Here is a 12,703-nt window from a genome sequence, read left to right as displayed (position 1 = left end):
CGCGCTTTTGAGTCGAGGCCGCCGGTGGCGGGTCTTCGGCTCCCGCTCGCTATTCCCGTCACCATGTCACGAGCCCGAACACCGGCACTCCTATATCCTAAGCAGCATGATCTCTTCCCACCTTGCTGTCGTCTCGCTGCGCGACCTCACCCTCGTCCAGGCGGTGCATCGCCACGGCAGCTTCAACAGTGCCGCGCGCGCCATGCATATCAGTCCCTCGGGTCTGTCGCACCAGGTACAGAAAGTGGAGCAGGCGCTGGGTACGCCGCTGTTCGAGCGCGGGGGCCGAAAAGTGGTGCCAACGGCGGGAGGGGCGCGGTTGCTGGAGCAGATCGATGCGTTGCTGGTCGCGGCCGATCATTTGCAGCAAGCAGCCAAGGCCGGAAACGTGGCATTCGGCGGCGAGTTGCGCCTGGGCGTGCTCGCTACCCTGGGGCCCTACCTGCTGCCGCACCTGATCGCGCCATTCCCTCAGCATTTCCCAGGTGCGCACCTGAGCCTGTCCGAAGGCAAGCCGCGCGGCCTGTTGCGGCGGCTCCACGAGGGAGAACTCGATGCCGTGCTGGCGCCGCCGGCCACCGTGCCTAGCGGTATCGCCATGCGACCACTGTTCTTCGAGCCTTGGGAAGTCATGTTTCGCGCCGATCATCCTTTGGCTGGCAAGCGCGCCATCGACATTGAGCAACTGGACGCTGACGATGCCACGCTGATGAGTGAAAGCCACGCCGATGGTCTGCCCGGCAAGGCAGGCGCCGGACACGTGCAGGACGTGAGTCTGGAAAGCCTCGCCGCATTGGTTGGCCTGCGTGGCGGCTACGCGCTGGTGCCGGCGCTGGCGCACGAGCGTCTGGCGTCCATGCCGAATATCGTGCTGACGAAGATCAAGAATCCCTCGCAGGGCCGGGAGATCGCCCTGTACTGGCGCGAGGCCTCACCGTGGCACGCCGAACTGCAAGCCTTCGCCGACCTGTTGCGCAAGGTCGCGCGCCAGCGGCCGGGGTTGCGGGTAGTCGCCAGCGATTAATTGCATTCGGAGATGGGAGGCGGTAGTGGGGGCAAGTCCATTCGCACGTCGCCAACTTGCCGGGCTCACGTCGCATAAGATGGGAATACCCGCGGGAAAGGTTTTTGCACCCTTGCTACCGATCTCTCCCGTCTCCTGGAATCTAGCCACCGTTATCCAGCGTCGCGCCAGTCAACAGCCCGCGTGCCAGCATGCTGCACTGGCGGCGGTTGAGAATCAGCTGCCATTGCCGTCCGCCGATCTGGCGCCACAGCACCGCTGAGCGCACCGCCGCCAACAGGCTGCTGCGGACGCGTTCGACTACGACAGTTTGCTGCAATTGCTGTGGATTACCGGTCACCATGACGCGTGGCTTGAGCGTGGACAGGGTCGAGCTATAGAGCTCGGCCAAGCGGCTGAAGACTTGTGGAGAATCCTGGCCGAAATGCTCCACCTGGCGTTGCGCCAGCACGACGCCTTGTTGCAGGCGCGACAACAGGGCTGAGTGCCGCGACAGGCTTCGCTCCAGGCGCATGACCGTCACTGCCATGCGGGTGATCGCCATATCGCGACCGGTTTCGTCGAGCTGGCTGATCAGGCTGCGCAAACCCAGGCGTACGCCCGAAACTCCACCATAAACGGCAGCCACGGAGGGCGCGTCAATGCGAAATACGCTCGCGACACTCGATTCAAGCGCGCTCTCGTCGCAACGGCCGTCATTGGCCAGTTGCTGGGCGAGCGTGGTGGCCTGGAACAGGCCGGCGAGGGCGAGTACTCGCTCCTCGGTCATGGCAAAAACATCAAGCACGAAGTGACTCTTCAACTAAGGGGAATTCGGAGGTGGGCCAGCTCCCGAAGGGAGCGTCGGTGGCAGCGATCACCGCGCCACCCAGGCAGGCTTCACCGTCATAGAACACAACGGATTGGCCCGGCGTCACGGCGCGTTGCGGCTCGTCGAACTCGACGACGAGCCGATCGGCCTGGACTTGTACCGTGCAGGCTTGGTCTTGCTGGCGATAGCGGGTCTTGGCCGTACAGCGGAACTGGTTCGCCGGTGCGCCGCCTGCTACCCAGCCAGGGCGTTCGCTGAGCAGGCGTCGCGAATGCAGCCAGTGGTTTTCACCGCCCTGGGCGACATACAAGATGTTGGCCAGAACGTCCTTGCCGACGACATACCAGGCCTCGCCGCTGGCACCGTGCCGGCCACCGATGCCCAGGCCATTGCGTTGACCAAGGGTGTAATACATGACGCCCTGGTGCTCGCCGATGCGCTCGCCTTCTGGCGTAAGCATTTGGCCGGGGCGGGCAGGAATGTACTGGCTCAGGAACTGGCGAAAATCCCGTTCGCCGATGAAGCAGATACCCGTCGAATCCTTCTTGGCATGCGTGGGGAGCGCCGCTTGCAAGGCCATCGCACGAACCTGGGATTTTTCGATCTCGCCGACCGGAAACAGGGTCGCGGCAAGCTGGTCCTGGCCCAGCGCATGCAGAAAGTAGGTCTGGTCCTTGGTGGCGTCGACGGCGCGAAGCAGACGGAAAAGGCCATCGCGTTGATCCACGCGCGCGTAGTGCCCGGTAGCGATTTTCTCCGCTCCCAGCGCTCGCGCCTCGTCCAGGAAGGTCTTGAACTTGATCTCGCGATTGCACAGCACATCCGGATTAGGTGTGCGCCCAGCCCGATATTCGGCTAGGAAGTGCTCGAACACGCCATCCCAGTACTGACTGCTGAAATTGCGGGCATGAAAGGGGATGCCCAGGCGCCCGCACACCGCAACGGCGTCCTTGCGATCGGCGTCGGTGGTGCAGGGACCCGCGCGATCGTCCTCTTCCCAGTTCTGCATGAACAAGCCTTCCACGGAATGGCCGGTTTCTTGCAGCAACAGGGCAGCGACAGACGAATCCACGCCACCGGAGATACCCAACATGACCTTCATGGGTAAGGATCGCCAGGCAAATGGCTATTAAGGACCGCCAGCGGCAGGCGCTGGCCGGCCAGCCACGCATCGATGCTTGCCAGCACCATGGGTGTGCGCAGCCGGTCCCCCAGCATGACGATTTCCTGGCGAGTCATCCAGACGGCGCGATGGATGTCCTTGTCGAGCGGGCGCTCGGGGTGATGCCGCAGTGGTCTGCCAGCAAAGCTCAGACGCACCACACCATCGCCATGCTCGGGACTGATCCACTGCTGGATGCCGATGAAATGCTGCAACTGGATATCCCAGCCGGTTTCTTCCAAGGCTTCGCGTACGGCGGCACTGGCCAGGCTTTCGCCGGGATCCAGGTGACCGGCCGGCTGGTTGAAGACCATGCGCCCGCCCACGCTTTCCTCGACCATCAGGTAGCGGTCGCCATCGGCCACCACGCAAGCTACGGTGACATGGGGGTGCCATACGGAGGAGGAGAAAAAGGGGGAGCCGGTCATGACAACGCTATCGAATCGTCCCGCAGGGGACTGGAAAAGTCGATATTGTGCCATTACCTAGCATGGCAATGCCTGAAAGGGCTGCCGCTGCCAACGCCGGATGGCCGTTATACTGCCCGGCAAGGCTCAATATTCCCTTCGATCACCGTTTTTTCTCATGGCTCACGATCCAGATCACGAACAAGGCCACGGCCAAGGGTTGGCGGTGGAAACCTCCAAGCCGGAGGTGGCACGACCGCCGCTTTTCCAGGTGGTCCTGCTTAATGACGATTTCACGCCTATGGACTTCGTGGTCGAAGTCTTACGCAGTTTCTTCAACTTGGACCAGGAGCGCGCTGTGCAAGTGATGCTACATGTGCATACTCGGGGCAAGGGCGTCTGCGGGGTGTTCACCCGGGAAGTGGCTGAAACAAAGGTAACTCAAGTAAACGAGTATTCACGAGCTCATCAACATCCGTTGTTGTGCACTATGGAAAAGCTATAGTCGTCCCCATCTTGTAGCCATCGCGGCAAAGGCCGCAGCCATATTCGAAACGGAGAGGGTCCGGATGTTCAGCAAGGATCTCGAAGTCACCATCGGCCAGTGCTACAAGCAGGCCCGTGAGCAGCGCCACGAATTCATGACCGTGGAGCATCTTCTGCTCGCGCTTACGGAAAACCAGGCCGCCCTGGGTGCGCTGCGCGCTTGTGGCGTGGATCTGCCTCGGCTCATCGCCGAGCTTGAGAAAATCATCACAGAGACGGTGCCCGTGCTGCCGCAGGGCGATGAACGTGATACGCAGCCGACGCTGGGTTTCCAGCGCGTCTTGCAGCGTGCCGTCTACCATGTGCAGTCGTCGGGCCGCAAAGAGGTGACGGGCGCCAACGTGCTGGTCGCGATCTTCGGTGAGAAAGACTCCCACGCCGTGTACTTTCTGCACCAGCAGGAAATCACGCGCCTGGACGTCGTCAACTATATCTCCCATGGCATTGCCAAGATCGGCGACGAGCCGGCATCCAATATGCCAGGCACCGAGCGCGAGGCTGAGGAAAGTGGAGAGCCCAAGGGCAATCCGCTGGCCGAATATGCCAGCAACCTCAATGAGCTGGCCCTGGAGGGCAAGATCGATCCGCTGATTGGCAGGGCGGACGAGATCGAGCGTACCATTCAGGTGCTGTGCCGTCGTCGCAAGAACAATCCACTCTATGTTGGCGAAGCCGGCGTGGGCAAGACGGCCCTGGCCGAAGGCCTGGCCAAGCGTATCGTCGACGGCGAGGTTCCGGAGGTGCTCGAAAGCGCGACTATCTGGTCGCTGGACCTTGGTGCCCTGGTCGCCGGCACTAAATACCGCGGTGACTTCGAAAAGCGCCTGAAGGCTGTCATCGGCCAGTTGAAGAAGCAGCCGGGTTCGATCCTGTTCATTGATGAGATCCACACCATCATCGGCGCCGGCTCGGCCTCGGGTGGCACCATGGATGCCTCGAATCTGATCAAGCCGATGCTCGCTTCCGGCGAGTTACGCTGTATCGGTTCAACGACCTTCCAGGAATTTCGTGGCATCTTCGAGAAGGATCGCGCGCTGGCGCGCCGGTTCCAGAAGATCGACGTGGTTGAGCCTACCGTGGCTGATAGCATCGAGATCCTCAAGGGCCTGCGCTCACGTTTCGAGGAGCACCACAACGTGACCTACACCAACGAGGCCTTGAAGGCCGCGGTGGATCTATCGGTCAAGCACATACCCGACCGCCTGTTACCGGACAAGGCGATCGATGTGATCGACGAGGCGGGAGCCCACCAGCGCCTGCTTCCCGAGGACAAGCGCGCCAGCAAGGTGGATGTGCCCGAGGTCGAGTACATTATTGCCAAGATGGCGCGCATCCCGGCCAAGCAGGTCTCGGCCTCCGATCGTGATGTCCTGCGTAATCTGGAGCGCAACCTCAAGATGGTCGTGTTCGGTCAGGACCCGGCCATCGAGGCCCTGGCCGCCTCGATCAAGATGGCCCGCTCCGGCCTGGCCGATCCTGGCAAGCCTATCGGCAGCTTCCTGCTGGCCGGTCCCACCGGTGTGGGCAAGACCGAGGTGACCAAGCAATTGGCCATGCAGTTGGGCATCGAGATGATCCGTTTCGACATGTCCGAGTACATGGAGCCGCATTCTGTGTCTCGTTTGGTCGGTGCGCCTCCGGGATATGTGGGCTTTGACCAGGGTGGCTTGCTGACCGAGGCTGTCACCAAGCACCCGCACGCTGTGCTGTTGCTGGATGAAATCGAGAAGGCGCATCCGGATGTGTTCAACATCCTGCTTCAGGTCATGGATCGGGGTGTGCTGACCGATACCAACGGACGGGAGGCGAACTTCAAGAACGTGATCCTGGTAATGACCACCAATGCGGGAGCGCAGCAGGCGGCCCGTCGTGGCATTGGCTTCGTCAAGCAGAATCATGCCACCGATGCCATGGAAGTGATCCGCCGTACCTTCACGCCGGAGTTCCGCAACCGCCTCGATGCCATCATCCAGTTTGGCGCGCTGGACTTCGAGCATATCCTGCGCGTGGTAGATAAGTTCTTGATCGAACTGGAATCGCAGCTGGGTGAGAAGCATGTGGCGCTGGACGTGGATGCCGATGCTCGCCGCTGGCTGGCCGAGCATGGCTTCGATCCGCAGATGGGCGCGCGCCCCATGGCCCGCGTCATTCAGGAGCGAATCAAGCGCGTTCTGGCCGACGAACTGCTGTTTGGCAAGTTGGCCGATGGCGGCAAGGTGCTGCTGAGCGTGGCCGAGGGTGAATTGAAGGTGGACACCGAGGCCGCCGAGCAACTGCCGGCAGTAGTCGACTAAACGGCTGCAACCAGCCTCGCAGGGCTGAGGAGCCGCGCCTTCCGGGGCGCGGCTCTTTTTTACCCGCGCTTGGCGACTCAAGGGCGACGGGTTAGTAGCGAGGGCGCCAGTTCGAGAGCATCTGATCAGCTGAAATGCTCGTGTCATAGTTTCCGGGCTGGTCCCTGGACGCCGTTCTTCGCGCCCAGGCTCCTCGTCCCTCATCCCGCGACCCTCATTCCATGCCCAAATCGCAGGCACAAAAAAGCCGCAAGCCTATGGGCCCGCGGCTATGCAAAACAGGCGTGGCGCCGGTTTTACTTCATGCGGTACGTGATACGACCCTTGGTCAGGTCGTACGGGGTCATTTCCACCTTTACCTTGTCGCCGGTGAGAATGCGGATGTAGTGCTTGCGCATGCGGCCGGAGATATGGGCGGTAATCACGTGCCCGTTTTCCAGCTGCACGCGGAACATGGTGTTGGGCAAGGTCTCCTGGACCGTACCTTCCATTTCGATGACGTCGTCTTTGGCCATGCGTTCCGATCGATGGTGGCTGCCCGGCCGTGGTGGCCGCGTAAGCCGCCTATTATGCCATGACTTGGCCCGTGGTTAAAGAATCATCAGGCAAAGTGTTCATCGAGCTTGCGCCGGATCTCCTGTTCGACCAACCCCTTGAGCGGGGAAAGCATCATGCCAAGCTCGGCCTTGACCTGAATGGCTTCGGCTTCGACGGCAATCGAGCCGGTTACACCGGAACGACTGAAGTTGAAGGTGTCCCCTTGCCATTGCCCGTCCATGCCGAACTTCTCGCGCATCTTGTCGGCCACCTGGTCGACCACGGCGCGGGCATCGGCGAGAGGCAGCTGATGTGGCTTGCGGATATCGATCGTGGGCATGTCTGCTCCCTGAAATCTGACCAAATGAGGGCAGTCAGCATAACGGATCGGCGGAGATGGCAGGCATCTGGTAGAGTCCAGGCCACTATATACCGGTTGCTTCATGCGCATCGAATTTCCCAATTCGTCCCGCGAGGATTTTCCCTGGACGCAAGCCACGCTTCGCGTCGGCAGCGCTCCAGATAACGACCTCGTACTGGCCGCCGGCCAGGCCCAGCCTTATCACTTGCGCATGCAAAGGGATCGTCGCGGCATTGTTCTGCAGGTGCTGGCCCAGGCTGGCCGCATTTACGTGAATGCGCGCCCGATCCGGGAACGCGCGCTACTGCGTGCCGGTGACATCCTTAGTGTCGGCGACTGCCGGATGCTGTTGCGTGAGGAGGAGTCCCCTGCGGGGCGTGAAACTCCAACGATCGTCGATGAAGATCGCTGTACCGCGTCCTTGCGTGCTGTGGCCGGTCCGCTTTCCGGCCGGGTACTGTCGCTGCGTGAGCGTGTTGAGCTCGGGCAGGGAGGGCGTTTTCCGCTTGACCTGCCGCAGGGGGAGGTCGCCACGCTGCGCATTGCCTGGCAGAACGGCAAGCTCTGGCTCGAAGCAGGTCAGCGTTCGGAGCGCTACCCTTTACGCATCAACGGGGTCGAAGTCAATCAAGCGGCCTTGCAGCCAGGCGACCAGATCGGTATCGCCATGCATCGGTTCGTCGTTGATGCGCCTGGCATGGAAGACGAACCGGAAATTCCTCCCTATATCCCACCCCGCGATCATCTGCCCGAGGAGGAAGCCGGTCCTCGTGGTGAAGTATGGTGGTTGATCGTCACGGCAGCGGTGATCGCCTTGATCATCGCGCTGGTGTTGTTTGTCAAGTTTTGACTCCCCATGGAAGCCTTTTGTGAGCAGAATCTGGAATTTTAGTGCGGGACCGGCGGCGTTGCCGCAGGTTGTCTTGGAGCGTGCACAGCGCGAATTGCTCAATTGGAACGGTAGCGGTGCTTCGGTGATGGAGCTGTCCCATCGCGGCAAGCTATTCATGGAATTGGCCGCAAGGGCCGAGAACGATGTGCGCGAGCTGGCGGATATCCCTGCCGACTATGCCGTGCTGTTTCTGCAAGGCGGAGCGACCCAGCATTTCGCGCAATTGCCGATGAACCTGGCTAGCCAGGGTGACAGCGCTGACTACATCGTCACTGGCCACTGGGGTGAAAAGGCCGCTAGCGAGGCAGCGCCCTACGTCAATGTGCACGTTGCCGCGCATAGTCGCGATACCGGATATATGCAGTTGCCGCCGCGGGCGTCCTGGGCACTCGATCCGCGAGCAGCCTATGTGCATTACACGCCAAACGAGACCATCCATGGCGTGGAGTTCCATGAGGTGCCTGACGTGGGTCAGGTGCCGCTGGTAGCCGATATGTCCTCGGATATCTTTTCCCGCCCCATCGATGTGCGACGTTTTGGCGTGATTTATGCCGGCGCGCAGAAAAACATCGGGCCCTCCGGATTGGTCGTGATGATCGTGCGCCGTGACCTGCTTGAGCGAGCGTCACGTCCAATGGCAAAGATCTTTCGCTATGCCGACCATGCCGCCAATGATTCCATGCTCAACACGCCTAACACCTGGGGCTGGTACCTGGCCGGGCTTACCTTCGAATGGATGAAGGAGCAGGGCGGCCTGGCGGCGATCGCCGCGCGCAACGACGCCAAGGCGGCGAAACTGTATCGCGCCATCGATAGTTCCAACGGTTACTATCGAAATCCGGTAGCGTTGGATGCCCGTTCGCGCATGAACGTGCCTTTCACCCTGCATGACGACAAGCTCGATGCGTTGTTCCTGCAGGAGTCGGAGGCGGCGGGATTGCTGGCCCTGAAGGGCCACAAGGCCGTCGGCGGCATGCGCGCATCGCTCTACAACGCCGTGCCTGTCGAGGCCGTGGAAGCCCTGGTGGCTTTCATGCAGGATTTCGCCGCGCGCCACGGTTGACGTTGCGCCGCGCACATGGCGGCGATGCGATGTAAGATCGGGAAGGCGGTGCCGCAACCCGGCGGTACCGATTAGACTTCTTTACATCCAAATGATGGCTTCATGACTGACCAGAAGAAATCGCTCGCCGAGGTGCGCGAGCGCATCGATAGCATCGACAAGACGATCCAGGAACTGATCTCCGAGCGCGCTACCTGGGCGCAAGAAGTAGCCAAGGTCAAGGGAGAGGGTCTGTCGGCGATCGATTATTACCGCCCCGAGCGCGAGGCCCACGTGCTGCGTATGGTGGTCGATCGCAATAATGGGCCGCTCTCCGATACGGAAATGGTGCGCCTGTTCCGCGAAATCATGTCTTCGTGCCTGGCCCAGGAAGATCCCTTGAAGATCGGCTTCCTCGGGCCTGAGGGCACGTTCAGCGAACAGGCCGTGCGCAAGCACTTCGGTCACGCCGCCTATGGTCTTCCGCTGGGCAGCATCGAGGAGGTTTTCCAGGAAGTAGCTGCCGGTCATGCCGATTTCGGCGTGGTACCCGTGGAGAATTCCGGTCAGGGCATGATCCAGGTCACGCTGGACATGTTCCTCACCTCCGACGCCACGATCTGCGGCGAAGTCGAATTGCGTGTGCACCAATGCCTGCATTCGCAGAAGGGCGTGCTGGACGTTATCAAGCGTGTCTATGCGCATGCGCAATCGCTGCAGCAGTGCAAGACCTGGCTACGCGTGAACCTGCCGGATGTGGAATGCATCGCCGTCGGCAGCAACGCCGAGGCGGCACGCCTGGCTCGCCATACGGATGATGCCGCGGCCATTGCTGGCGAAACTGCCGGTCGCGTCTATGGCCTGACCACGATTGCCCGTGGCATCGAGGATCGGGCAGACAACACCACGCGCTTCCTGGTCATCGGGCGCACCTTGTTTCCTCCGTCCGGCAACGATCGCACGTCCTTGCTCGTCACGGTCAACGACAAGCCCGGCGCGCTCTATGATGTCCTGAGCCCGTTTGCCAAGCACGACATCAGCCTGAATCGTATCGAGTCGCGCCCTTCGCATACGGGCAAATGGCAATACGCGTTCTTTATTGATATATCCGGCCATATCCACGATACGGCGCTGCAAGATGCCGTCAAGGAAATTGAATCGGGCGTCGCCAGTTTGCGCGTGCTCGGATCTTATCCGGTGGCACTGCCATGAGCGGGCGTCTGGACTGGATCAGCCGCAAGGCAGGGGCAATCAAAGGAGCACTGCGGGTGCCGGGGGATAAATCCGTTTCGCACCGTTCACTGATGCTGGCGGCTCTGGCTGAAGGAACCTCGCATGTGCGTGGTTTCCTGGAAGGCGAAGACACGCGCGCTACCGCAGCCGTGTTGTCCCGGCTCGGTGTGCGCATCCAGGTGCCCGCCGATGGCGAACGCGTCATTCACGGCGTTGGCCTGCATGGGCTGAAGGGCACGCAGGCGCCACTCGACTGCGGCAACGCGGGTACCGGCATGCGACTTCTTGCCGGATTGCTGGCCGGACAGGCATTCGACAGCACCCTGGTAGGTGATCAATCCCTGTCACGACGCCCCATGCGTCGTGTGACCGATCCGTTGACGCTCATGGGCGCACGTATCGACACGCAGGATGGCCTGCCGCCCCTGCACGTGCGTGGCGGGCAGTCGCTTCAAGGCATCCGCTATACGTTGCCGGTAGCCAGTGCCCAGGTGAAATCCGCCGTGCTGCTGGCCGGGTTGTATGCTCAGGGCGAGACGGAAATCATCGAACCGCATCCGACGCGTGACTATACCGAGCGCATGCTGGCCGCTTTCGGCTGGCCGATCGATTTCGAGCCGGGCCGAGCCAAGCTTTCTGGCGGGCATCGCCTGCTTGCCACGGACGTGGATGTGCCGGCGGATTTTTCGTCCGCTGCGTTTTTCCTGGTGGCTGCCAGCGTGGTGCCTGGCTCCGAATTGCATCTGCACGCGGTGGGGCTCAATCCGCGCCGTACCGGCTTGCTCGAGGCACTGCGGCTGATGGGGGCTGATATTCGCGTGGAGAATCCGCGTGAAAGTGGTGCAGAGCCAGTCGGCGACCTCGTGGTTCGTTACGCTCCGCTGCGTGGCGTGGCATTGCCGGAAGCCTTGGTGCCGGACATGATCGATGAATTCCCGGCGTTGTTCGTTGCCGCGGCCGTCGCCGAGGGGCAGACTGTGATTCGCGGTGCGGCCGAATTGCGCGTCAAGGAATCCGATCGTCTTGCCACCATGGCCGCCGGTCTTCGTACCCTGGGTATCCGTATCGATGAAACTCCCGATGGAGCCACCATCCATGGCGGAAGCCTCGGTGGCGGCACGGTGGATAGCCACGGCGACCATCGCATCGCCATGAGCTTCGCCATTGCCGGCCTACTGGCGGATGCATCCGTCACGATTACCGACTGCAGCAACGTGGCAACCTCGTTCCCAGGTTTTGTCGAGTTGGCCAATGGTTGCGGGTTTGGGATTGGCGTCGCGGGTGGTTAAAAAACTGGACATTGACCCATGAAAGTTGGCCCAAAGGCGAGGGCCGGGTAGCCAAGCGCGAGCTCGATTGGTCTTGCGATCTGTCGCTCTGCGAGGTGCTTTCAAAACGTGGGATTTTGCGATCACCTGTGGCATGGCGCACCCGCTACTCGCCCCTCCTCCCTGGTGTCGCGGCACATGCCCAGGTGAAAGAGCTACCTCTTCACTCGCTGGCGCCCCAAGGGTAGCCTTGCAACCTCGTTATGCGAGGTTGCCCATGTCCACTGCCGTTCCGCCGTTCATCGTTGCCATTCCCGCGCGTTACGGGTCCACCCGGCTATCGGGTAAGCCACTGCGGGAGATCGCTGGTGTGCCTATGGTGGTACGCGTGGCACAGCGTGCCTTGCAAGCCGGGGCGGCGCAGGTAGTGGTGGCAGTGGATGATTCGCGTGTCGCCGATGCCTTGGTCGGGCAGGGTGTCGAGGTCTGCATGACGCGCGGCGATCATGCTTCGGGCAGCGATCGTCTTGCCGAATGTGCGGCCCATTATGGCTGGCCTGATGACGCGATCGTGGTGAACCTGCAAGGTGACGAGCCTTTTGCACCGGCCATGGGGATTCGTGAGGTGGCGCGTGCGCTGGCTGAGGATGATGCGCCCATGGCTACCTTGGCGACGCCGATGACCGATGCGCATGAATGCTTTGACCCCAACGTGGTCAAGCTGGTGCGTCGGGTCGACGGTCGTGCCCTTTACTTCAGTCGCGCCCCTTTGCCCTGGGCACGAGATGCCTTCGCGCAAAGTAGCGATGAGTTGCCCGGCGATGTGCCGTTCCTGCGTCATATCGGCATTTATGCGTACCGTGCCGGTTTCCTGCATCGCTACACCACCTTGTCGCGCACGCCACTGGAACAAGCCGAATCGCTGGAGCAGTTGCGTGTGCTTGAACATGGTTTTCCCATTGCCGTGCGCATGACGCCGGAGCCGTTTCCGCCGGGCATTGATACCCAGGCAGATCTGGATCGCGCCGAACAGTGGATCGGGCAGCAAACTGCTCGAACATGATTTGGCTGCCGTTCAAGATGGCTCCGATGATCTCTGTCTCGCGCAACATGCATCCTCGCTGTC

At 61.5% G+C, this 12,703-nt stretch carries 13 protein-coding genes; 8 read left to right on the top strand and 5 right to left on the bottom strand.

Annotated elements, in window-relative coordinates:
* Positions 1-94: 94 nt before the first annotated feature.
* Entirely contained in the window at positions 95-1,024 is a 930-nt protein-coding gene (locus VF436_RS01595; RefSeq protein WP_330902236.1) for a LysR family transcriptional regulator, read from the top strand.
* Between the two features lie 142 nt (positions 1,025-1,166).
* On the opposite strand, the gene hflD is transcribed toward VF436_RS01595, so the two are convergent.
* From hflD to VF436_RS01580, 3 genes are read right to left on the bottom strand one after another with little or no spacing between them, the layout of a single operon-like run.
* Complete coding sequence (gene hflD / locus VF436_RS01590; protein WP_330902235.1) at positions 1,167-1,793, bottom strand: high frequency lysogenization protein HflD; 627 nt, start codon at positions 1,791-1,793, stop codon at positions 1,167-1,169.
* Between the two features lie 10 nt (positions 1,794-1,803).
* Positions 1,804-2,937: a tRNA 2-thiouridine(34) synthase MnmA gene (gene mnmA, locus VF436_RS01585; protein ID WP_330902224.1), complete on the bottom strand. Its 1,134-nt coding sequence runs from the start codon at positions 2,935-2,937 to the stop codon at positions 1,804-1,806.
* On the bottom strand, positions 2,934-3,425 hold the full coding sequence (locus VF436_RS01580; protein WP_330902223.1) for an NUDIX hydrolase: 492 nt from the start codon (positions 3,423-3,425) through the stop codon (positions 2,934-2,936). The genes mnmA and VF436_RS01580 overlap by 4 nt, the downstream gene beginning before the upstream one ends.
* 157 nt (positions 3,426-3,582) lie before the next feature.
* Here VF436_RS01580 and clpS point away from each other — a divergent pair, with 157 nt between their 5' ends.
* A complete protein-coding gene (clpS, locus tag VF436_RS01575) occupies positions 3,583-3,909 on the top strand; it encodes an ATP-dependent Clp protease adapter ClpS (protein ID WP_330902222.1) in 327 nt (108 codons plus the stop codon).
* A gap of 64 nt (positions 3,910-3,973) precedes the next feature.
* Entirely contained in the window at positions 3,974-6,244 is a 2,271-nt protein-coding gene (clpA, locus tag VF436_RS01570; RefSeq protein WP_330902221.1) for an ATP-dependent Clp protease ATP-binding subunit ClpA, read from the top strand.
* A gap of 296 nt (positions 6,245-6,540) precedes the next feature.
* Here the strand turns inward: clpA and infA are convergent, their stop codons facing one another.
* Together infA and VF436_RS01560 are read right to left on the bottom strand one after the other, a co-directional pair.
* Complete coding sequence (infA, locus tag VF436_RS01565; protein ID WP_019466733.1) at positions 6,541-6,759, bottom strand: translation initiation factor IF-1; 219 nt, start codon at positions 6,757-6,759, stop codon at positions 6,541-6,543.
* 86 nt (positions 6,760-6,845) lie between these two features.
* The gene (locus VF436_RS01560; RefSeq protein ID WP_330902216.1) at positions 6,846-7,121 is read right to left on the bottom strand and encodes a polyhydroxyalkanoic acid system family protein; all 276 of its coding nucleotides are present in this window, start codon (positions 7,119-7,121) and stop codon (positions 6,846-6,848) included.
* Positions 7,122-7,224: 103 nt separating this feature from the next.
* Here VF436_RS01560 and VF436_RS01555 point away from each other — a divergent pair, with 103 nt between their 5' ends.
* From VF436_RS01555 to kdsB, 5 genes are all read left to right on the top strand, one after another.
* Positions 7,225-7,992: an FHA domain-containing protein gene (locus tag VF436_RS01555; RefSeq protein WP_330902215.1), complete on the top strand. Its 768-nt coding sequence runs from the start codon at positions 7,225-7,227 to the stop codon at positions 7,990-7,992.
* Between the two features lie 19 nt (positions 7,993-8,011).
* Positions 8,012-9,097, top strand: a complete 1,086-nt coding sequence (serC, locus tag VF436_RS01550) for a 3-phosphoserine/phosphohydroxythreonine transaminase (protein WP_330902214.1) — start codon at positions 8,012-8,014, stop codon at positions 9,095-9,097.
* A gap of 102 nt (positions 9,098-9,199) precedes the next feature.
* Positions 9,200-10,288, top strand: a complete 1,089-nt coding sequence (gene pheA / locus VF436_RS01545; protein WP_330902213.1) for a prephenate dehydratase — start codon at positions 9,200-9,202, stop codon at positions 10,286-10,288.
* Positions 10,285-11,598: a 3-phosphoshikimate 1-carboxyvinyltransferase gene (gene aroA, locus VF436_RS01540; protein WP_330902212.1), complete on the top strand. Its 1,314-nt coding sequence runs from the start codon at positions 10,285-10,287 to the stop codon at positions 11,596-11,598. The genes pheA and aroA overlap by 4 nt, the downstream gene beginning before the upstream one ends.
* A 256-nt stretch (positions 11,599-11,854) precedes the next feature.
* On the top strand, positions 11,855-12,640 hold the full coding sequence (gene kdsB / locus VF436_RS01535; RefSeq protein ID WP_330902211.1) for a 3-deoxy-manno-octulosonate cytidylyltransferase: 786 nt from the start codon (positions 11,855-11,857) through the stop codon (positions 12,638-12,640).
* The last annotated feature ends 63 nt before the right edge of the window (positions 12,641-12,703 follow it).

Source organism: Dyella sp., from assembly GCF_036384435.1.
Taxonomy (GTDB): domain Bacteria; phylum Pseudomonadota; class Gammaproteobacteria; order Xanthomonadales; family Rhodanobacteraceae; genus GSA-30.
The sequence above is the reverse complement of the archived record's forward strand: the minus strand, read 5'-3'. Positions and strand labels throughout refer to the sequence as shown.

Coding starts and splice junctions, on each gene's coding strand:
- hflD (WP_330902235.1), bottom strand. CDS start 1,793: ATGACCGAGGAGCGAGTACTCGCCCTCGCCGGCCTGTTCCAGGCCACC.
- kdsB (WP_330902211.1), top strand. CDS start 11,855: ATGTCCACTGCCGTTCCGCCGTTCATCGTTGCCATTCCCGCGCGTTAC.
- infA (WP_019466733.1), bottom strand. CDS start 6,759: ATGGCCAAAGACGACGTCATCGAAATGGAAGGTACGGTCCAGGAGACC.
- clpA (WP_330902221.1), top strand. CDS start 3,974: ATGTTCAGCAAGGATCTCGAAGTCACCATCGGCCAGTGCTACAAGCAG.
- clpS (WP_330902222.1), top strand. CDS start 3,583: ATGGCTCACGATCCAGATCACGAACAAGGCCACGGCCAAGGGTTGGCG.
- VF436_RS01580 (WP_330902223.1), bottom strand. CDS start 3,425: ATGACCGGCTCCCCCTTTTTCTCCTCCTCCGTATGGCACCCCCATGTC.
- pheA (WP_330902213.1), top strand. CDS start 9,200: ATGACTGACCAGAAGAAATCGCTCGCCGAGGTGCGCGAGCGCATCGAT.
- aroA (WP_330902212.1), top strand. CDS start 10,285: ATGAGCGGGCGTCTGGACTGGATCAGCCGCAAGGCAGGGGCAATCAAA.
- VF436_RS01555 (WP_330902215.1), top strand. CDS start 7,225: ATGCGCATCGAATTTCCCAATTCGTCCCGCGAGGATTTTCCCTGGACG.
- VF436_RS01560 (WP_330902216.1), bottom strand. CDS start 7,121: ATGCCCACGATCGATATCCGCAAGCCACATCAGCTGCCTCTCGCCGAT.
- mnmA (WP_330902224.1), bottom strand. CDS start 2,937: ATGAAGGTCATGTTGGGTATCTCCGGTGGCGTGGATTCGTCTGTCGCT.